The organism is Psychrobacillus sp. FSL H8-0483, assembly GCF_038637725.1.
In the GTDB taxonomy this organism is placed as follows: Bacteria; Bacillota; Bacilli; order Bacillales_A; family Planococcaceae; genus Psychrobacillus.
This window is the reverse complement of the sequence record NZ_CP152052.1, coordinates 3894924-3913619: the sequence shown is the minus strand read 5'-3', so window position 1 is coordinate 3913619 and position 18696 is coordinate 3894924. Positions and strand designations below refer to the sequence as shown.

Annotated in this window: 21 protein-coding genes; 18 read left to right on the top strand and 3 right to left on the bottom strand. The window is 35.7% G+C overall.

Annotated features, from left to right (window positions below):
- Positions 1 to 33: 33 nt before the first annotated feature.
- Complete coding sequence (locus tag MHB48_RS19170) at positions 34 to 1485, top strand: MBOAT family O-acyltransferase (protein ID WP_342599439.1); 1452 nt, start codon at positions 34 to 36, stop codon at positions 1483 to 1485.
- 29 nt (positions 1486 to 1514) lie between these two features.
- A complete protein-coding gene (locus MHB48_RS19165; RefSeq protein ID WP_342599438.1) occupies positions 1515 to 2486 on the top strand; it encodes a hypothetical protein in 972 nt (323 codons plus the stop codon).
- A gap of 397 nt (positions 2487 to 2883) precedes the next feature.
- Here MHB48_RS19165 and MHB48_RS19160 read toward each other — a convergent pair whose 3' ends face one another.
- Complete coding sequence (locus MHB48_RS19160) at positions 2884 to 3102, bottom strand: hypothetical protein (protein WP_342599437.1); 219 nt, start codon at positions 3100 to 3102, stop codon at positions 2884 to 2886.
- A 508-nt stretch (positions 3103 to 3610) separates the two neighbouring features.
- Between MHB48_RS19160 and MHB48_RS19155 the strand changes: the two genes are divergently transcribed.
- The 4 genes from MHB48_RS19155 to MHB48_RS19140 all read left to right on the top strand — a co-directional run bounded on the left by MHB48_RS19155 (position 3611) and on the right by MHB48_RS19140 (position 5514).
- On the top strand, positions 3611 to 3775 hold the full coding sequence (locus tag MHB48_RS19155; protein ID WP_342599436.1) for a hypothetical protein: 165 nt from the start codon (positions 3611 to 3613) through the stop codon (positions 3773 to 3775).
- 226 nt (positions 3776 to 4001) lie between these two features.
- On the top strand, positions 4002 to 4148 hold the full coding sequence (locus MHB48_RS19150) for a hypothetical protein (RefSeq protein WP_342599435.1): 147 nt from the start codon (positions 4002 to 4004) through the stop codon (positions 4146 to 4148).
- 162 nt (positions 4149 to 4310) lie between these two features.
- Complete coding sequence (locus tag MHB48_RS19145; protein ID WP_342599434.1) at positions 4311 to 5075, top strand: ion channel; 765 nt, start codon at positions 4311 to 4313, stop codon at positions 5073 to 5075.
- A gap of 166 nt (positions 5076 to 5241) precedes the next feature.
- Positions 5242 to 5514, top strand: a complete 273-nt coding sequence (locus MHB48_RS19140) for a hypothetical protein (protein ID WP_342599433.1) — start codon at positions 5242 to 5244, stop codon at positions 5512 to 5514.
- A 709-nt stretch (positions 5515 to 6223) separates the two neighbouring features.
- Here MHB48_RS19140 and MHB48_RS19135 read toward each other — a convergent pair.
- Positions 6224 to 6646, bottom strand: coding sequence for a DUF3995 domain-containing protein (locus MHB48_RS19135; RefSeq protein WP_342599432.1), 423 nt, complete (start codon positions 6644 to 6646; stop codon positions 6224 to 6226).
- Positions 6647 to 6850: 204 nt separating this feature from the next.
- Positions 6851 to 7393, bottom strand: coding sequence for a TetR/AcrR family transcriptional regulator (locus MHB48_RS19130; protein ID WP_342599431.1), 543 nt, complete (start codon positions 7391 to 7393; stop codon positions 6851 to 6853).
- A 349-nt stretch (positions 7394 to 7742) separates the two neighbouring features.
- Here MHB48_RS19130 and MHB48_RS19125 point away from each other — a divergent pair, with 349 nt between their 5' ends.
- From MHB48_RS19125 to MHB48_RS19070, 12 genes are all read left to right on the top strand, one after another.
- Positions 7743 to 8546 carry a substrate-binding domain-containing protein gene (locus MHB48_RS19125; RefSeq protein ID WP_342599430.1) on the top strand — a complete coding sequence of 268 codons (804 nt, stop codon included), beginning with the start codon at positions 7743 to 7745 and terminating at the stop codon, positions 8544 to 8546.
- A 41-nt stretch (positions 8547 to 8587) separates the two neighbouring features.
- Positions 8588 to 9049 (top strand): hypothetical protein, encoded by a 462-nt coding sequence (locus tag MHB48_RS19120; protein WP_342599429.1) that lies wholly within the window; start codon positions 8588 to 8590, stop codon positions 9047 to 9049.
- A 96-nt stretch (positions 9050 to 9145) separates the two neighbouring features.
- Positions 9146 to 9691, top strand: coding sequence for a sigma-70 family RNA polymerase sigma factor (locus MHB48_RS19115; RefSeq protein WP_342599428.1), 546 nt, complete (start codon positions 9146 to 9148; stop codon positions 9689 to 9691).
- The gene (locus MHB48_RS19110; protein WP_342599427.1) at positions 9688 to 10410 is read left to right on the top strand and encodes an anti-sigma factor; all 723 of its coding nucleotides are present in this window, start codon (positions 9688 to 9690) and stop codon (positions 10408 to 10410) included. Before MHB48_RS19115 ends, MHB48_RS19110 begins: the two co-directional genes overlap by 4 nt.
- Positions 10411 to 11001: 591 nt before the next feature.
- Positions 11002 to 12114 carry an extracellular solute-binding protein gene (locus tag MHB48_RS19105; RefSeq protein ID WP_342599426.1) on the top strand — a complete coding sequence of 371 codons (1113 nt, stop codon included), beginning with the start codon at positions 11002 to 11004 and terminating at the stop codon, positions 12112 to 12114.
- Positions 12104 to 12937 (top strand): alkaline phosphatase family protein, encoded by an 834-nt coding sequence (locus MHB48_RS19100; protein ID WP_342599425.1) that lies wholly within the window; start codon positions 12104 to 12106, stop codon positions 12935 to 12937. The genes MHB48_RS19105 and MHB48_RS19100 overlap by 11 nt, the downstream gene beginning before the upstream one ends.
- A gap of 118 nt (positions 12938 to 13055) precedes the next feature.
- Positions 13056 to 13910, top strand: coding sequence for an ABC transporter permease (locus MHB48_RS19095; protein WP_340924449.1), 855 nt, complete (start codon positions 13056 to 13058; stop codon positions 13908 to 13910).
- Positions 13907 to 14761: an ABC transporter permease subunit gene (locus MHB48_RS19090; RefSeq protein WP_340924447.1), complete on the top strand. Its 855-nt coding sequence runs from the start codon at positions 13907 to 13909 to the stop codon at positions 14759 to 14761. Before MHB48_RS19095 ends, MHB48_RS19090 begins: the two co-directional genes overlap by 4 nt.
- Complete coding sequence (locus tag MHB48_RS19085) at positions 14761 to 15774, top strand: ABC transporter ATP-binding protein (protein ID WP_342599424.1); 1014 nt, start codon at positions 14761 to 14763, stop codon at positions 15772 to 15774. The genes MHB48_RS19090 and MHB48_RS19085 overlap by 1 nt, the downstream gene beginning before the upstream one ends.
- Positions 15775 to 15795: 21 nt before the next feature.
- A complete protein-coding gene (locus MHB48_RS19080; RefSeq protein ID WP_342599423.1) occupies positions 15796 to 16578 on the top strand; it encodes a DeoR/GlpR family DNA-binding transcription regulator in 783 nt (260 codons plus the stop codon).
- Positions 16579 to 16708: 130 nt separating this feature from the next.
- On the top strand, positions 16709 to 17581 hold the full coding sequence (locus MHB48_RS19075; protein WP_342599422.1) for a Cof-type HAD-IIB family hydrolase: 873 nt from the start codon (positions 16709 to 16711) through the stop codon (positions 17579 to 17581).
- Positions 17582 to 18125: 544 nt separating this feature from the next.
- Entirely contained in the window at positions 18126 to 18473 is a 348-nt protein-coding gene (locus MHB48_RS19070) for a zinc ribbon domain-containing protein YjdM (protein ID WP_342599421.1), read from the top strand.
- The last annotated feature ends 223 nt before the right edge of the window (positions 18474 to 18696 follow it).

Sequence of the window (18696 nt, the reverse complement as noted above, 5' to 3'; positions counted from 1 at the left end):
AAAATCTTAAGTTTATTTTAATCAGGTGATTGGATGACATTTATATCAATTGAGTTTCTTCTATTTCTCGCAATAATCGTTTTTACTTATTATTTAATCCCACATCGATTGAGATGGATTCTTTTATTAGTAGCAAGTTACGTTTTTTACGCTATCTTGAGTATCCAATTTATACCCTTACTACTTGCAAGCACAGCTTTTACTTATTTTACTGGAATTATAATTGAAAAACAGGAGACAAGAAAACAGAAGAAAAAAGTAATGCTATTTGGTATTTCTGTATTATTGTTTTTTCTCGGTTGGTTTAAATATTTTAATTTTGTAAATGACTCACTTCGAGCGATTGCAAAATACATGGATTGGAATTATACCGTACCATACCAAGAAATTGTCCTACCATTAGCCATTTCTTTTTATACATTTCAGGCAGTAAGTTATCTTGTGGATATCTACTATGGAAAGCAAAAGGCAGAAAGACATTACGGCTATTTTTCAATATTTTTTGCATTTTTTCCACAATTGGTTGCTGGGCCGATTGAACGTGCTAAGAAATTGCTTCCGCAATTTAAAGTTGAACAGAATTTTAATTATGAAGATTTAAGCTATGGGATGAAGCGAATCGCATGGGGTTTTTTTAAGAAGACATTAATTGCAGATCGACTAGCTCCAATTGTATCAAGTGTTTTCGATAGTCCTAACCCGACTGGTTCACAAATCGTACTAGCTACTATTCTATTCTCGTTACAATTGTTCGCTGATTTTTCAGCATGCAGTGACATTGCCATCGGTTGTGCAAGAATGCTAGGGATAAATTTGACAGAAAACTTTAAACAACCGCACTTTGCTGTTTCGATATCGGATTTTTGGAGTAGATGGCATATAACGCTCTCTACATGGCTCAGGGACTATGTCTTTGTCCCGTTATGTAAGGGGAAAAAGAAGAGAAGCGAAATTTATTTAGCAATTCTGATTACTTTTTTAGTAAGCGGCATTTGGCACGGAGCCGCTTGGAATTTTGTTTTATGGGGTCTAATTCATGGGTTTTATCGCGTGTTTGGAGATTATACAAAACATTTTCGTGCAAAAATGGCTTCATTTATTCAATTGGATAGAAGTCCGGTGCTGCATAAATGGGTGAAAATTGCAATAACTTTCCTACTAGTTTGCTTTTCTAGAGTTTTTTTTCGATCGGATTCCGTTACACATGCATTTGAAAATGCACAGCTTTTCTTAACAATTAACTCCTGGAGACCATCGGGAATTGTTAAAGCATTTGAAATATTTTCGCTACTAGATTTAGTGATTTTCATTTTTTTCTTTATTATTGTACAAATTTTTCAATATATCGAAAGAAAAAATGTTTCAACATGGGAATGGCTATCGCAGCGCTCGATATTCGCTAGATTTGCATTTTATATTTTTATCATTGTTTCAGTCCTTATATTCGGTGTTTCGGGTAATGGGTTTGTTTATGGTGGATTTTAATCTAAATACAAATTACATGGGAAATTTGGTTGCGTTTTATTCGTGAGCCATTCAGTAATTTTAGTAAAAGAAGCACTGTATTGAAAGGATTTGCTATGCGACGTTTATTCATTAAGTTAACAATTATCATTACTGTTGTTTTACTACTGTTTATGCCGGTAAATAACTTTGTAAAGCATTCTCATGATTACAACATAGACCATGCAATACTGGCGTTTAAGAAACATCCATATCCAGTTGATATCATCAATCTAGGTGCATCTCATTCAATGTATGGTTATTATTTTAAGCCTACTGGTTTGTCCCATCTGGACTTAGCACTTCCTGGTCAGACGATTCAGTACGACTATAAATTGTTGAGAGAGTATGGCAAGTATCTTAAACCTGGTGGTGTAGTCATCGTTTCCATCTCTCAAATTACTTTCGCAAATTCTGAGACCAAGAACGTAGGAAATTATTATAAAATTTTGGATCGTACCGAAATTGAACCGTTTCGTTTAATTGATTATTACAGTTACTTGTACGTACCTGGGTCAAATAGTGGTAGTTTTAATTCTGCGCTCTCGGGTAAATTGAAAAACTTTAAATGGAATTCTCATCAACCTTGGGCAAATAACGGTAAAAACTATTCGGAAAGAAAGTATGCGAAAGTAGAAGCACAATATAGAGAAGCGGTTGAAAACGATAACATTGAACGAAATGTGAAGCAGTTAAAAGAGATAGTAGATTATTGTAATGAGAAAGGCTACCGAGTAATATTAACCATGGAGCCAGCACATCAGTCTTATCAAGAATATTTCAATGAAGAAGTAATGAATAGACTTGTTTTTCAGTACTTAAATGCTCTTGAATTAGATGTCCCTTTTTTAAATTATATGGGTGATCAAAGATTCATAGACAACAGAGATTATTTTATCGATCCAGATCATTTAAACAGCGAGGGAAGAAAAATGTATTCTTGGATAGTTTATACGGACCTCAAGAAATTGGGCTATTTGTGAGTGATTTATATTACTTGATATTAACTTATTTAAACGTGGAAGATTTATTTTCTATTGAGGCCCATTTAAACGGGGTGTAACAAAGTTTGTGCTATCATCTCCTAGAAGACAAGAATTGAAATACAATTCTTAGTTAAAAGGGAGATTTTTTTTATGTCTACAATGACAAAAGATGTGATTAAAATTAGGTGAAATCCAACATTTTTATGGAATCATGTCAAAAAGCAATACTTTCAATATTTATCGATTTAATTAGAGAAAAAACCCTGAATATAGCGATAATCTCTTTTTTTCTATTTGACCAAATAGTGGTACTTCTTGTGCGACTAAACTGCCAGTTAGTCCAATAAAAAAGACTACCAAAGTAGAACCCCAGAAATCCAAAGGTCTCTGGGGTTTAATATGTATTTTTCTCTTTTTTCTTTTTGGTTTGTTTATGTCTATAAAGGAATTTACGGCCTGTTAGAGAAATCAGTAATAAGATCAGTACTAGTACTAATAATTGCATATATGATAAATTAAAATATTTAGCACCTGTAACAATTAAAAGTGTAGAAATCGTACCTTTTACAATGAAAAAAACAATAATCCATAATCCGCCCTTTTTCCAGTTCATTTTTATTTTACCCCTTCCTAGTTTAAATTCATAATATAAAATCAGTGATAGTTCTTGAAAGTGATATCTTAATGGAGATATATTACATTAATAAATAAACAAGTAGATTTTTTAACAAAAATTATGTCAAATTAAATGTGAAGACTGTGACGACTTCATGTTAATGAAATTGATATTCGTTGTCAATTAGTTTATTAAAATTTTTATTCTAAACTTAATTTTCAAAAAAATATTTCTGATAATCTGGTATGGGTTAAAGATGGAATAAATAATCTAGAATATCGGTGATTAAAAAATGTAGACTCTGCACCGACCTTTTTCAATAAAAAATAACTGAAGTATCCATAACCTCTATATTTTCTTTTTCAAGCAAAGATGGCTTTAGTGGGAGATTGTAGAGTTACCAAAGGCAGCTTTTTTTTCTTATTGACCTAGAGTGGAAGGCTGGTTAAAGATGATATTATCTATTAAAATGCTAACAGTAGATAATCAGGGAGGTTATAGTTATATGGCACACCCATATGAAATATTTGAAGGGACACCTTTATGGGACGTTATTAATAAAGGAATTGATGACCTTGTAGAAAATAATGACATTGAAGAAATGACTCAAAGAGAATATATCGTTGGATATCTTTGTAAGTTAATAATAGAATTAGAAATAGAAAAATGAGTAGTCCCTTATTGAACTACCTGAAAATAAATTTCTTCAAGAAAGAAAAAATGATAACAGTTAAGAAGACCCTGCTCAATAGTTTTAAAAAAAAGAGGAGGGCGTACATACATTAATAAGTCTATGGATTTCGGTGGGCTATTAGTATTGACTACTCTTAACCATTTTCATACTCTGTGGTGAAGCACTATTTTGTGCTGTATGGATGGCTAACGGGGCAGTTTAGTTGAACAAGAGATATAAAAATTCCATTCTTTTTATGTCGCATTTGACACAAAATGTGGAGTGGAAAGGAGCCGATGAAATGAAAATTACAAACGAAAAAATTTATGCAAATGATAATGATGGTCATGGAGAAAATAAGAAGATTTAGTAGAACTTACAACATAAAGAGAGAAATCATGTATTGGAAAACACAGATTCTCGAGAAAGAAGAGATCAATAAAGTTCGCTGGTCCCTTGAAAGTTATCCTGCTTGGGGGCCAAAAAGATAATGCAAACTTCTAATAGGTATTCTTAAGAGGAGGTACAGATATTGTTTGTACTTAGGAAGTTGTATTTTAAGATGACAAGCATTTCCTGGTTGGTATTAACGACATTTACGGTTGGCTTAATTTTATTAAGTACTATTATCTTGCCGTTAATAGAACCCTACACGTTTGGTTCGAATATGGATTCATTTTGGTTTACGATGACAACTATGTTGACAGTTGGGTATGGAGATTTATCGCCCTCTTCAACACTTGGAAGAATCTACACGATTATCTTCCTTTATGTTATTGGAATTGGTTTGTTCGCTACCTTTATTGGAAAGGCAATGGAGAGTTTAACTATGTATAGAAGACTAAAAGAGAAGGGTGATTTAATGTTCGAAGGTGAAAATCATATCGTCATTATTGATTGGTCTCATAAAGCAGAAATCGCAATAAAGAACATCTTGTCGAAAGATAAAAAAGTAGAAATTGTAGTAATAGATACAAATGAGAAGGCATTGGAGATCCATGAAAGAATTCACTATGTCCGTGGGTATGCAACGAATAACGGAACGTTAGAACAGGCAAATATTCAAAAAGCGAAAGCAATTTTAATTTTTGCGGATGATAGAGTTAGTGACCAAGTTTTAACTGATGGAAAATCTCTAATGATTGCATGTGCAGTGGAGAGAATAGCCCCACATGTTAGGACGATTGTAGAGGTTGAACGTGAAGAACACATTGAAAACTTTTCCCATGTTAACATTGATAAATTCTTATTGTCTGACGGAACCATTGCTAAATTAGCTGTAGACTCTATCGAATAAACCTTACTAACAAATCTAACTTTTATGGAAATTCGTTTAAGGCACTAGTTGCGCATTCCAACCAAAATGTGCAGGGGCTTCTTAAACTAACGAAGCAGGTTAGTTCAACAAGGAATCTTTGGGAATAATCTTTATTTAACGGAAAATTTAAAGGGTTGTGCTTGAGATGGTTTGGATGTATTTAGGGGTATCGATACTTATTTTAGTCGGAATTTTCTTTATTATTTTGGGGATTAAACTGACCGAGGATGAACACAAGAAAGAAGTATATATAAGAAATTCCGCTTATTATAATGCTTCAATTAGTCAAATGATAGGATTGTTTTTACTTTCATTACTATTTAAATACATTCCGTTTTGGTTAATGAGAGTATTTTTAATACTACTTGGTTTAGCCATTATCACATTCGTTATCTTTGTTATTTTATTGGGTAATTAACTTTTAAATAATTCAATGGTGAACTAAATAGGGAGTTGTTTATAGAAGTTCCTTCTTGTGCTAACTGGTGCGTTGATCCAGAAGGATTAACATTCTTTTTTTGTTGAAGATGTTGAACTCACGGTAGTTTAATTCGAGAAGAGAGTGGATGTTTGAGTAAGAAACCAATATAAAAACCACCAAGTTTCTATGGTGTCTTGGCTTCAAACTTACGGACGAAACGGACGTAGTTCGGATCGGAGAAGTTGAAAAAATCGACGAATTTACGGTAAACCGTGGACATGACAAAATTCCTCTATTTAATCTCAAAATGAGTGTTAATTTCTTAGTACGCTCATTGATCATAGCGGACTTCGCTGTTAACAGAATCCGTATTGCTCTATTGCTATGTTCAATCTTCTTTTTATTACTACTTGTTCAATAAATTGTTACCCAGGCGGATTGGGATCCTTGGAAGAAGCACATTGATAACCTGATTAACTTCCTCCACATGTCAGTCACTCTATATTAATTATATTGAATATATTTATAAACTCACCAAATATATCAAACTGAAATAACTTCAAATATAGATTTTCATTAAATGAATGCCTTAAAATTGCAGTTAGATGTGCATATTATAAGAAGCATATATAAATTTAAAGTCACACCATTTTGAGATGTTTTCTTCCTTTATAAAATTTATTTTAAAGGGAATTCATTATACTTATTAGAACAACAACATGATATAGACAAAGCTAAAGAATAAACATAATGGACTATAGAACCAAGTGTCGTATCTAGCAAACTGAGAATGTTTAATTTTTTTAAAAAATCCAACAAACTTAAAATCACCAATTGCCCTAATAATGAAAACTAAAGCACAGACAATACTTCCGATTTTAGATAAACTATTTACTTGGAACCCCTGCAAATAACCTCCTTGAACAACAATAATGACACTAGCCAGTAGAATAAGAATGGCTACGAATAATGTTCCCCATATTCTCGGAGTAAAAGCAGGCTTATGTTCTCCCTCTTTTACTGGGAGAACAGCGGCAGAACCCCATCGACCTCCAAAAGCCCAATAAATATGCAAAAAACTGATAATCCACAGAACTCCTACAGCTACTAATATTAATAGTAATTTCATTTATTCGCCCCCAATGTCGTAACTTCAAATAAAACATACACTATCGTATGTTATAGTAAAAATTTTGTCCCTTCAGGTTTTATAACCATATTAGGGACATTTATTATCGAATAATCAATTATGCCTCGGCATAATTGCGTCCGGAATCGGCTTTGTGCTTGCACAAAGAACTCTTTTCCGATTCGGTGACATCCGCCGGAGGCTTTAACTTCTTTCAGAAGATGTTTGGACACCGCTGAAAGAAGTTAAAAGCTCAACCGTTTTATCAATATCAAAATTAGGATTTGCTTCAAACCTTGTCATCCATCCTACATATGTTAAATAGGCCAGTCTCGCTCGATCATTTGATTCAGTTTCGTCTATGCCCATTTTTTGATACAATTTTGCAACATAAGAAATTCTCTGTTCTTCCATATCTACTAAACGTGCTGCCACAACAGGATCATATTTAGCCCAAGTATAAATACCATTCTCCATTTTTTTATCTCGATTAAAACTAATCTGTAATAGCTGTTCTAAAGAGGCATCCTGTTGCTCCATACTTTTAACAATCAGCTTTGTTGCATGTACTTCCCAAAAATCAAGCATAGAATCTAAAAGCTCTTGATGGTCACGAAAATAGTGATAGAAGCTTCCTTTGCTTATTTTTAGCAATCGAGCAAGTGCTTCAATGCGAACTTTATTTATCCCTTCATCAGCTAATTGTTGTAATCCTGCTTTTATCCAATCTTCCCTCGTTAATTGCATATCATCTCTCCAGTAAAATACGGTAGCGTATGTTTTACGTCAGATTACTACTATTCTCATTTTTTGTCAATTATTCATTCTGTTTATTTTTATGAACTTTAATGTTGTTGTTGTTGTTAATCGTAATATTGATCGTCATCACCCTTGGTAAAATACAAGCACATACTAAAATTATTGACACATGTTTCTCGTTATAAGGTACACCTTTATTTATTCTTCATCAGACTAATTTTCAATAGATTTATGAAACTTTCTAACTATTTTGTAATTATAATCAAACCGATTACGGTTTCTCTTCGTTTCCTTTGATAGTACCGTTAAAAAACATGTATGAAATGGAGGAGGAATCATGAAGAAGACCGTGTTTCTATCAGCTTTACTGCTCTTTGTCATTACGGCTACCGGATTGTCAGCCTATGCAAAAATGGACCGTAAGCCGGCGTCCCAGGCGACACCAAATACCAGCCAAAGTGATCATGTCATCCGGGTGTACGGACCAGGCGGACCACTTGGACCGATCAAGGAAGCTGCTGAACATTTTTCAGTTGAAACGGGAATCAGGGTGGAAGTAACAGCCGGACCAGAGGGCAATTGGATCAGCCAGGCAAAGCAAGATGCAGATATTATTTTCGGCGGCTCCGAGTATATGCTGCAGGACTTCATCTTTAACCATCCCGAAATGATCGACACTAAATCACGAACTGAGCTTTACTCGCGTGCCGCAGGAATATTGGTGAGGAAAGGAAATCCTAAGAAGATTGAAAGCCTGGAAGATTTAACGAAAAATGGAGTCAAAATACTCGATGTGAATGGGGCTGGCCAGCTAGGCCTGTGGGAAGACATGGCAGGCAGAAAAGGGCTAATCGAAGGGATTTCTCAAAATATTAACCTTTCTGTAAAGTCGAGTGCTGAAGGCATTGAACGATGGAAATCGAATTCTAGCCTAGATGCTTGGATTACCTATGAATCATGGCATTATCGTCTCAAAGATGTGACCGACCTGGTCGAACTGCCTGAGGAAGAGAAGCTCTATCGTGGAACACCGATTGCCATGACCAACATTACAGATCAGAAAAAAGAGGCACAGCAATTTATTGACTATTTAAAAACAGAAGAAGGTCACCAAATCTTTCAAAAATGGGGCTGGAAATAAGGATGAGCCTTGAATCTAATAAATTACTAGGAGGAACAAACATGAAAAAAGGAATTTTTACCCTCGCTTTACTATCGATTATTTTTGTTTTAGCTGCATGCGGACCAACCAAGGAGGAAAAAGTAGAGACGAGTCAAACTAATCAAACAGAACCAGCTGTCAGTCTTCAGCTTTTGAAGAATGACAAAGTTGGAGAATATCTAGCAGATTCACAAGGAAAGACGTTGTATTACTTTACAAAGGACGAAGCTGGAAAAAGCAATTGTAGCGGAGATTGCCTGGCAAACTGGCCAGAATTTACTGAGGAAGATTTCGCCGTCCCAGAAGGTTTTGACAAAAAGGATTTCGGTACAATCACAAGAGAAGACAACTCTAAGAAGCAGGTTACGTATAAAGGCTATCCTCTTTATTATTTTGCTAAAGACCAGCAAAAAGGGGATGTAAACGGACAGGGAGTAAAAGATGTGTGGTATATCGTAAACAGTAAAACTGAATTTAAGTAAGCCTGTTCAGGGAACGATCAATTGCGGTCGTTCCCATCCTTACTTTTACACTAGTATAGTGGTAATATATTTTTATCCAATAACAGGGAGTGCCACATGAAAGAAAAACACGATGCGGAATTAATGAGATTGGTAAACGAAAAAAACCGACAAGCATTTGAGGAGCTTTATGATAAGTATATAAAGCTTGTCTACAGCTTCGTTATGAAGTTTTGCAATGGGAATGAGGATAAGGCGAAAGAGATGATTCAGTTGGTCTTTTTAAGGCTATGGACAACAAACAGTCATTACGATCCCGCTCAAGGAAACTTTGTAAATTGGCTCCTCACGATTACTCGAAATATATGCATTGACTACCTCCGCAAAGAGAAGAGGCATACTGAGCACCATCAAGAGGAACATGTAGAGATTGCGGACCCTGCCAATCCAATTGATCAACGAGTAGATATGAACGATATTGCAACAGCGAAAAACAAATTGCCGACGGCGCAAAGAAAATTAATCGATTTGCTTTATTGGAAAGGGTATTCTCTCTCAGAAATCGCCAAACTGGAGCAAGAGCCGATCGGAACGATTAAAAGCAGGCTTCACCAGGCTCTTAAAGGATTGAGGAAACATCTGGAACTGGAGGATATAAAATGAGAAGAGATTGTGATCATTTGATTCCATATATAGCAAATGAGCTCAAGGAGAGCGAACACATGGCCTTTGAAAAACATTTAAAGAATTGTAAGGAGTGTAAGAAAGAATTTAAGGAATTGTCCGAGGTGTGGCATGCTTTGCCATTTGATAATACCGAAATTGAGGTACCTGAATCGCTAAAAAGCGAGGTAATGGAGTTTGTTTTTGATCATAAAGAGCAAAGCGGTACTGAAACATTTATGGCTAAGATGAGTATGCTTGTCACGATGTTCAAAAGTCAGTTCACTCCAGTTTCAGCTAGTATCGTTGGTGCCTTGTTGCTCGCGATTACTGTCCTTGGAATAGCGAATGTACAGGAAAAAAATCTCCAGGCCGAAAGTATGCCTATTGAAATATTAACTACTATTCCTTTACAAGCAACCAATCAAAACCAGATTGGAACAAACGGCATCGCCTATATTGTCCAACAGGGATCAGAGAAAAATTTGGTGGTGCAGGTTAATGACTTTCCAGAAGTCGAAGGTTCACAAGTTTACCAAGTTTGGCTGCTAAAAGATGGCAAGAGAGAAGATGGAGGCATATTTAAGCCAGACGGAAACGGCTCCGGAATACTTACCTACCAGCTCGCTGAAGGGCAGACATTTGACCAAATCGGTATCACCGTTGAACCAGACGCCAATAGTAGCCAACCAAGGGGAGAAAAAATAGTTGGGTCATAGATGGTAACAGAAAAGGACAGATACATTACATTTTAAATATCTGGCTAACTTTATATTGCGAACGTGTGCTAATGTTCAAGAAACTTACCCAAAAATGATCAATCTTTATTCTAAAACTTACAAATTTGTTGAATGACAACAAAGTCGGGTACCGATAAAAATATCATCATAAAAAAATGGGGCTGTCCGGCCTATAAATTGAAGCAGGTGTAGAAAAACGAGTCTTTTTCTACACCTGTTTTTTGTATATTTTTTTAAAACTACTATTTTTTGTAGGCAATTGATTGTAATGAAAGACGGCGACTCCAGCGGGAATAGCAGATGTTTTCTGCACCGAAAGCGACGAGGAGACTGAAGCCATGCCCGCGGAAAGTGCATAGAGACACAAAAAATATGAGATTATATTTATTTCCGTGTTTTATTACCGGGACCCTATTATGAAAACAAAAGATGATGAATTGGACAAATAAAGAACTGATTTACAAACCCTTAACATCTGATTAATGTGGGATTAATATTGACTGATTATGATTAAGCCGTAACAAACAGTAGCAAACGTTAAAAATCCCACATTAAATGGAGGAACTTTTTATGAATTACACATTCAAGAAGAATTGTTACAAGTCTATTCAAGTTTTGATGTTAGGAGCTAGTGTACTAGGATTAGCTGCTTGTGGTGCTACTAAAGAGGAGGCTGCTCCAGTTGTTAAGGATCCAAGTACGTTAACCCTGAAAGAAATTGAAACAAAGGCAAAAGAAGAGGGGACAATTAATAGTGTCGGTATGCCTGATTCATGGGCTAACTGGGGAGAAACGTGGAATGAAGTGATGGAAAAATATACATTGGAACACAATGATACAGATTTATCCAGTGCCGAAGAGATTGCCAAAATGGAATCTGAAGGAGAGAATGCAACAGCTGATATCGGCGATGTAGGGATTTCCTTTGGGCCAATCGCAGAACAAAAAGAATTAACGATACCTTATAAAACTTCCTATTGGGACGAGGTACCTGACTGGGCAAAAGATGACAACGGAGATTGGGTTGTTGGCTACCAAGGAACGATTGCATTCTTTACTAATAAAGAATTAGTAGATAACCCGCCAAAATCTTGGGATGACATATTAAAAGGAGATTATAAAGTAACTGTTGGAGATGTTCAGCGTGGTACACAGAACCAAATGGCCGTTCTTGCTGCTGCTATCGCTTACGGCGGTGATGAAACAAATCTCCAACCAGGAATTGACTTTTTTGCTAAGCTTGCCAAGCAAGGTCGCCTTAGCTTAACGGATGCCAAACCGGCTAACATCGAAAAAGGGGAAGTGGAAGTTGCCCTTGTTTGGGATTTCAATGCTCTTGGTTACGCTGACCAAATTAACCGTGATCAATTTGAAGTAGCCATTCCAAGTGAAGGTTCAGTCGTAAGCGGCTACGCAACTATTATTAACAAATATGCAAAGCATCCGCATGCGGCGATGGCAACTAGAGAATATATCTTAAGCGATGAAGGACAAATTAACTTAGCTAAAGGATTTGCCCGTCCAATTCGCGATGTAGAACTTCCGAAAGAAGTAGCTGAAAAAATGGTTCCAGAAGAACAGTACAAAAATGCAGAACCAATTGAAGATTACAAAGCTTGGGAAGAAACGGCAAAAAATTTACCGCAGCTTTGGCAAGAAGAGGTGTTAGTCCATGTCAAATAAAGTAATAGCAATTGTTGTTGATGGTATGAGATACGATAAAGCATGTGAGGCTCTTGGATTTATTCAACATCTAGTTGAAACAAATCAGGCAGCACTTTACAAAGTAAAGTCGGAACTCCCAAGTCTTTCTCGTCCATTATATGAAGTGTTGCTAACGGGTACACCGGCATCAGTGAACGGAATTACGTCCAATCAAGCCGTTCGCTTATCTACTGAGAAAAGTCTCTTTCATCTTACGAAAGAAAACGGCTTAAGAAATGGAACAGCATCTTATTACTGGGTAAGCGAACTTTATAATCGCGCGCCATTCCATTTTATTGAAGATCGTGAGCAAGAGGATGAGTCTAAGGCGATTCAATATGGAAAATTTTATTGGGATGATGACTATCCAGACAGTCATGTGTTAATGGATGCAGAAGCTTTGCGCAGAAAGTATGACCCACACTTTTTATATATTCATCCGCTCGGTGTAGATGTAAAAGGTGAAATTTTCGGTTCGGAATCGAAAGAATATCGTGAACAAATCTTAAAAATGGGAAGCTTGTTGGCACAACTTTTGCCAATTTGGATCAAAGAAGGTTACCACATTTTAATTACATCTGATCATGGCATGAGTGAATATGGTAACCATGGCGGCATAACTGATGGTGAGCGTGATGTACCGCTCTTTATCATTAGTCCAAAAGTCGAACCTGGCGTTTACAGTGAAGTGGTTCCGCAATTAGCTTTTGCACCGCTTGTTTGCGAGCTTTTAAATATTGAGCCTTCCAATAAAATGATTTCATATCAATTGCCAGGTCTCAAAGAAAAAACTAACCTTTAAAAAAGATGCACACTATTCAACATTAAAATGAAGAATGACAGTTGATAGGAATTGGTTTAATGGACGTACTGTTAAACCAATTCCCAAATTGTTGGAGAACATAGAGGAGCGAGAAGTCTTGCGAAAAATTAAAAAACAAAAAATTTACTTATTAGCTCTTTTACTGCCATTTATTTTGTTTGTGATTGGATTTGAAATAGCACCATTAGTGGCAATGATTAAAAATAGTTTTTATGCAGACGATGGAATTCAAGTTACGATAAGTCAATATATCACCATATTTAAAAGTAAATTTTACTTACAGGCCATTCAAAATAGCCTTGTCATTTCCTTATTTTCTGCTGTAACTTCTGTGATTATAGCAGTCATTGCAGCCTATTCGATTACAAAGTTCTCACAAAAAGTACAAAATCGCTTTTTAATGATTACCAATATGACTTCGAACTTTGAGGGGATTCCCCTTTCATTTTCATATATTATTTTACTTGGAAACAATGGGTTGTTTACATTGCTTTTTTCAAAGATTGGTTGGGATTTGTTTGCGGATTTTAATTTGTATTCATGGACAGGCCTCATTCTTGTTTATGTATATTTTCAAATTCCGCTTGCTGTTATGCTCATCTACCCTTCTTATCAAGGAATTAAGAAACAATGGAAAGAAGCCTCTTCATTATTAGGAGGGTCAACAGTATCATTTTGGACTCGCATTGGGATTCCAGTTCTTTTACCAAGTATTGTAGGAACATTCAGTATTTTGTTTGCTAATGCGATGGGAGCTTACGCTACAGCCTATGCATTAGTCGGCAGCAACTATAACTTATTGTCATTGCAAATTGCCTCTCTGGTTGCTAGTGACGTTGCACTAAAGCCGCAGTTAGGCAGTGCGTTGGGAGTTCTTCTAGCAGCGACTATGATAGGGGCGATGTGGTTTAATGGACGAATGATGCGTCGCATTAGGAGGGATTTACGATGAAATCTTCATTGACTATTCATAAAGTGATTGTTGGGTTATTAGTTATCTATTTATTAATTCCTCTTGTAGGAACATTTTTATTCTCGATTGCCGGTAAATGGGATCATACCATTTTACCTGAGAGTTATACAATGAAATGGTATATTGAATTATTTCAAGATGAACGGTTTTATGATGCTTTTCAACGAACGCTGTTTTTAATTGTCATGACTGTAGGTCTTAGTGTTGTTATTATGATTCCGACTATCTTTATCATCACGGTATATTTCAGTAAATGGGAAGGATTACTTCAAGCAGCAGCTATGCTTCCTTACGGAATTCCACCCATTGTTGGAGCTGTTGGATTAATCAAGATATATTCAGATGGACCGATTCAAATTGCCGGTACACCTTGGATTTTAATCGGTGCTTATTTCATAACGATTCTGCCATTTATGTATCAAGGCATTCGTAACAGTCTTCGTACGGTTAATGCTGTACAACTTGTTAATGCAGCTGAACTACTCGGTGCTACAAAATTCCAGGCGTTTCGCACGGTGGTGTTTCCAAATATTACATCTGGTATTTTAGTTTCTACCTTATTATCAGTCGCTCTTTTATTTAGTGAGTTTGCTTTTGCCAATTTGCTTGTCGGGGGCCGATTTGAAACTCTTCAAATTTATCTTGCCGACAAACTAAATAGCAGTGGTCACTTAACAAGTGCAATTGTTATTACTTATTATTCAGTGATTTTGCTTTTAACGGGGGCTGTATTAAAACTTACGTTTAGAAACGAAAAAAAACCTGTCGTGTCAAATAAGAAGCGAATTCTTTCTTTTCATAAAAATACTACTTTAGAAGGTGAAAAATAATGAGCTATGTAACCATTGATCAAGTGACTAAGGGGTATGAAAATCAAGTCGTTTTAAATGACATTTCTATCAAATTAAAAAAAGGAGAATTTGCTACACTTCTTGGGCAAAGCGGATGCGGAAAAAGTACATTATTACGTTCTATTGCGGGGCTTGAAGACGTAGATTTAGGAAGAATCTTAATTGATGGAAAAGATATTACTAATTTATCACCGCGTCAGCGTGAAGTCGGTATGGTATTTCAGTCTTATGCGCTTTTCCCGAATATGAGCGTTTTTGACAATATCGCGTACGGCCTCAAAATGAAGAAGGTAAAAGATATTAAATCAAGAGTGAAAAAGATGATTGATATGGTTGATTTAATAGGAAAAGAAGAATCTTATCCTCATCAGTTATCTGGTGGGCAGCAGCAGAGGGTTGCTCTTGCCCGTGCGCTTGTCATGGAGCCGAAAGTACTGCTTTTGGATGAGCCATTAAGTGCATTGGATGCGAAAATTAGAAAAAGTTTGCAAAAAGAATTAAAGAGAATACAGAAAGAATTAGATATTACAACTATTTTTGTTACTCATGATCAGGAAGAAGCAATGACGATGTCTGATCGAATTTTTGTCATGAATAAAGGACAAGTTGTACAATCCGGTTCTCCATCAGAAATTTACACTTCTCCAGTCAATACATTTGTTGCAAAATTTATTGGAAATTATAATGTTTGTGATTTGGAAGTTTTCCGTAAACTTGTTCGCAGCACAGAAATAAAAGGGAATGAAGTCGCGATTCGTCCTGAAGTTTTACAATTAGTTTCTGTTGGTGAGGATAGCTTGGATTTACAAGAGAACTGGGTAATTAAAGGGTTAATTAAAGATGTTTCCATGATAGGGAATGTATTAAGGTATGAAGTAGAAACAGAGGAGTCCGCTTTCCTTGTAGACTATCTTCACCACCGAGGGAATATGTTTGAGCAAGGAGAACGCGTTCATATTCTTGTACCGAAGAAAGAATGCATTATTTTATAAAATGATGACGGGGGAAGAAGTATGTCTGTTTTTCCAGAAGAAAGAAAGAATGAAATTTTAAAAGAACTTAACGTAATGGGCAAAGTAAAATTGATGGAATTAGTTGAACAATTTAATGTTTCAGAGGAAACGATTCGACGCGATTTGATGATATTAGAGGAAAAAGGACTTTTAAAAAGGGTTTACGGGGGAGCGATTAAAACAGTCTTTGAATTTGAGGAGCCTCCATTTACACAGCGTACGACGGTGAATCAAGGAGCGAAGGTCAAGGTTGGGAAAAAAGCAGTAGAACTCATTTCTAACGGAGATGTGATTGCCATCGATGTAGGGACAACCATGCTTGAATTTGCGCAGTGTATTGAAAATAAAAAAGACATTACGATTTTAACCAATTCTCTTCCTGTGTCGTCTGTGTTAACCGAAAAGCTCAATCAAAATAAGTTTACAGGACAAGTTCTATTATTAGGGGGACAAATTGATCCAAAGCATCAATCTATAAGCGGCGGTCTCACTGAACAAATGTTAAATCAATTTAATATTGATAAAGCGTTCATTTCAGCTGGTGGTGTTTCCATTCAAAGTGGGGTTAGTAATTATCATTTACATGAAACATTAGTTTCACGAAAGATGGTCGAGGTATCAAAGCAAGTTATATTGCTAACGGATTACTCTAAAATTGGTGTCGACACATTTTGTAAAGTTTGTCCTATAGAAAAAGTCGATGTGATTGTCTGTGAGCAACCATTTCCAGAGGAATGGAGAAATCATTCAAAATTAGAGGAAATCAATTGGAATCTAGCATAGTCTATCTATAAAAGGACATATCGAGATGGAAGAGTGAGTTCTCTCTTTTATGATTAGATTTTTATTGATCGTAGGTAAAATAGCTAAAAAGATAATATAATAGCTAGAATGAGAAAAGGAGCTACATAGCATGAGTTTCATTGCGATAGATTTAGACGGAACGTTATTAAACAACAAGAATGAAATTAGTGAAGAGAATATAAAGGCTATTGAATATGCCCAAGATAGAGGCATTGAAGTAGTTATTTCAACTGGACGGGCTTATTTTGATGTTCAAACAATTTGTGAAAAAGCTGGGATTTCCCCATTTGTAATCGGGACAAATGGCGCAACTATTCATTCAAAAAGCGGAAAGTGCATTTCTTCTATTACGATAACTAAAGATTGTGTCCAATCTATTCTCCAATGGTTAGATGAACGGAATTATTATTACGAAGTGTTTACTGATAAAGCCATTTATTCTCTTAAAAAGGGCAGAGAACATTTCCAGAATGAGATTAATAGTTTGAAAAACACAGATTTGAATACAGATATGAAAGAATTAGTTGAAGTAGCGGAAAGGCAATTTGATCAGTTTGGATATGTTTTAGTTGAAGATTATCATGATATCTTAAAACAAGAGGAAGAATTCTATAACATTTTAGCATGTTCTTTTGATAATAAGAAGTTAGAGGGTGCATGGAACCAATTCAAAAAGTTTGATGAGTTGATGGTTGTTTCATCTGCTGATCATAACATTGAAATTACAAGTAAAAGAGCTTCAAAAGGAATGGCCCTCGAAAAATTGGCTATCCTGATGAACGGCTCCTTAGATCAGTCTATGGCAATCGGGGATAGCAACAATGATTTATCCATGTTCCAGAAAGTTGGATACAGCGTAGCGATGGGAAATGCGAAAGATGTCATAAAAACTGTTTGTACAACGACAACCCTTAAAAATGACGAGAATGGGGTTGCTCATGCGATTTATCGATATATGGAGAACTTCGTGGTTCAAAAATAAGTGTCAATGCCAAAAAAGAAAGCGATAAAATGGCATGGATATATATCATATTGGCAGGAGACCAAGCGATGCCTTACGTGTCCAACTTGGTCTTTTTGCATTTCATGGAGAAAAGCAAATATCATAGAAGCAGACTTATAAACACTTTTTCCCCAATTGTGTACTAAATCTACAAAAGTTGCGCAACAACTATGTATATAGCATACGTTCTCCACAGGTTACACACATAATCATTTTGTTCACACTTAATAACAATGAAATTAACCGAAATTCATCAAAAGTTACACACATATACACAGCTATTGTTCATCACTTCGAAAAACCCTCTATACGTTATCCCCACAATGACAGTAAATTATTTAAAATTAACACCGAAACAAATGGGCATATTCATTGGATACAGGAACTAGAAATCAATCCTTGAAGAGGTTGAGGTTAGCATAAACCAAACTAAAATGGAATCATAGGAATGGCATTAGTTGTTGTATGGCAAAGACTATTATATTAGAATGGACAATAGCGAACGAATGGAGGAAATATAATTATGTCTGCTTTACCAAATTGCCCAAAATGTAATTCAGAATATACGTACGAAGATGGAAGTCTTTTTGTTTGCCCAGAATGTGCCCATGAGTGGACAGCGGAGGCAGAACAAGAACAAGAAAATAATGAAGATCAAAAGATTGTTAAAGATTCAAATGGAAATGTCTTAAACGATGGTGATTCTGTATCGATCGTTAAAGACCTTAAAGTAAAAGGAAGTTCATCTACGTTAAAAATTGGAACGAAAGTAAAGAGTATTCGTTTAGTGGATGGAGATCATAATATCGACTGTAAAATTGATGGTTTTGGAGCGATGAAATTAAAATCGGAGTTTGTTAAAAAGATCTAATTTTGTCTTCATCAAAATACAATGTAAAAAACCTGTGTAAATATAATACACAGGTTTTTTTCTTATTTATTACGGGTATTAAATGGTTAGACATTAAGGCTCTTTTAAACGATGCTGTTAATGTCGAAAATCCACTCGCTTTCCGCGAATGAACTGCCAAGCCTCCTTGGGGCAACAGGATGTTGGTCACGAATCAGTTGCCATTTCGTCACCCCTAATTTAG

What these genes read in the sequence shown, in the direction of transcription:
- MHB48_RS19170 (WP_342599439.1), top strand. Translation starts at nt 34, where the DNA reads ATGACATTTATATCAATTGAGTTTCTTCTATTTCTCGCAATAATCGTT.
- MHB48_RS19160 (WP_342599437.1), bottom strand. Translation starts at nt 3,102, where the DNA reads ATGAACTGGAAAAAGGGCGGATTATGGATTATTGTTTTTTTCATTGTA.
- MHB48_RS19155 (WP_342599436.1), top strand. Translation starts at nt 3,611, where the DNA reads ATGGCACACCCATATGAAATATTTGAAGGGACACCTTTATGGGACGTT.
- MHB48_RS19140 (WP_342599433.1), top strand. Translation starts at nt 5,242, where the DNA reads ATGGTTTGGATGTATTTAGGGGTATCGATACTTATTTTAGTCGGAATT.
- MHB48_RS19135 (WP_342599432.1), bottom strand. Translation starts at nt 6,646, where the DNA reads ATGAAATTACTATTAATATTAGTAGCTGTAGGAGTTCTGTGGATTATC.
- MHB48_RS19130 (WP_342599431.1), bottom strand. Translation starts at nt 7,393, where the DNA reads ATGCAATTAACGAGGGAAGATTGGATAAAAGCAGGATTACAACAATTA.
- MHB48_RS19125 (WP_342599430.1), top strand. Translation starts at nt 7,743, where the DNA reads ATGAAGAAGACCGTGTTTCTATCAGCTTTACTGCTCTTTGTCATTACG.
- MHB48_RS19120 (WP_342599429.1), top strand. Translation starts at nt 8,588, where the DNA reads ATGAAAAAAGGAATTTTTACCCTCGCTTTACTATCGATTATTTTTGTT.
- MHB48_RS19115 (WP_342599428.1), top strand. Translation starts at nt 9,146, where the DNA reads ATGAAAGAAAAACACGATGCGGAATTAATGAGATTGGTAAACGAAAAA.
- MHB48_RS19110 (WP_342599427.1), top strand. Translation starts at nt 9,688, where the DNA reads ATGAGAAGAGATTGTGATCATTTGATTCCATATATAGCAAATGAGCTC.
- MHB48_RS19105 (WP_342599426.1), top strand. Translation starts at nt 11,002, where the DNA reads ATGAATTACACATTCAAGAAGAATTGTTACAAGTCTATTCAAGTTTTG.
- MHB48_RS19100 (WP_342599425.1), top strand. Translation starts at nt 12,104, where the DNA reads ATGTCAAATAAAGTAATAGCAATTGTTGTTGATGGTATGAGATACGAT.
- MHB48_RS19090 (WP_340924447.1), top strand. Translation starts at nt 13,907, where the DNA reads ATGAAATCTTCATTGACTATTCATAAAGTGATTGTTGGGTTATTAGTT.
- MHB48_RS19085 (WP_342599424.1), top strand. Translation starts at nt 14,761, where the DNA reads ATGAGCTATGTAACCATTGATCAAGTGACTAAGGGGTATGAAAATCAA.
- MHB48_RS19080 (WP_342599423.1), top strand. Translation starts at nt 15,796, where the DNA reads ATGTCTGTTTTTCCAGAAGAAAGAAAGAATGAAATTTTAAAAGAACTT.
- MHB48_RS19075 (WP_342599422.1), top strand. Translation starts at nt 16,709, where the DNA reads ATGAGTTTCATTGCGATAGATTTAGACGGAACGTTATTAAACAACAAG.
- MHB48_RS19070 (WP_342599421.1), top strand. Translation starts at nt 18,126, where the DNA reads ATGTCTGCTTTACCAAATTGCCCAAAATGTAATTCAGAATATACGTAC.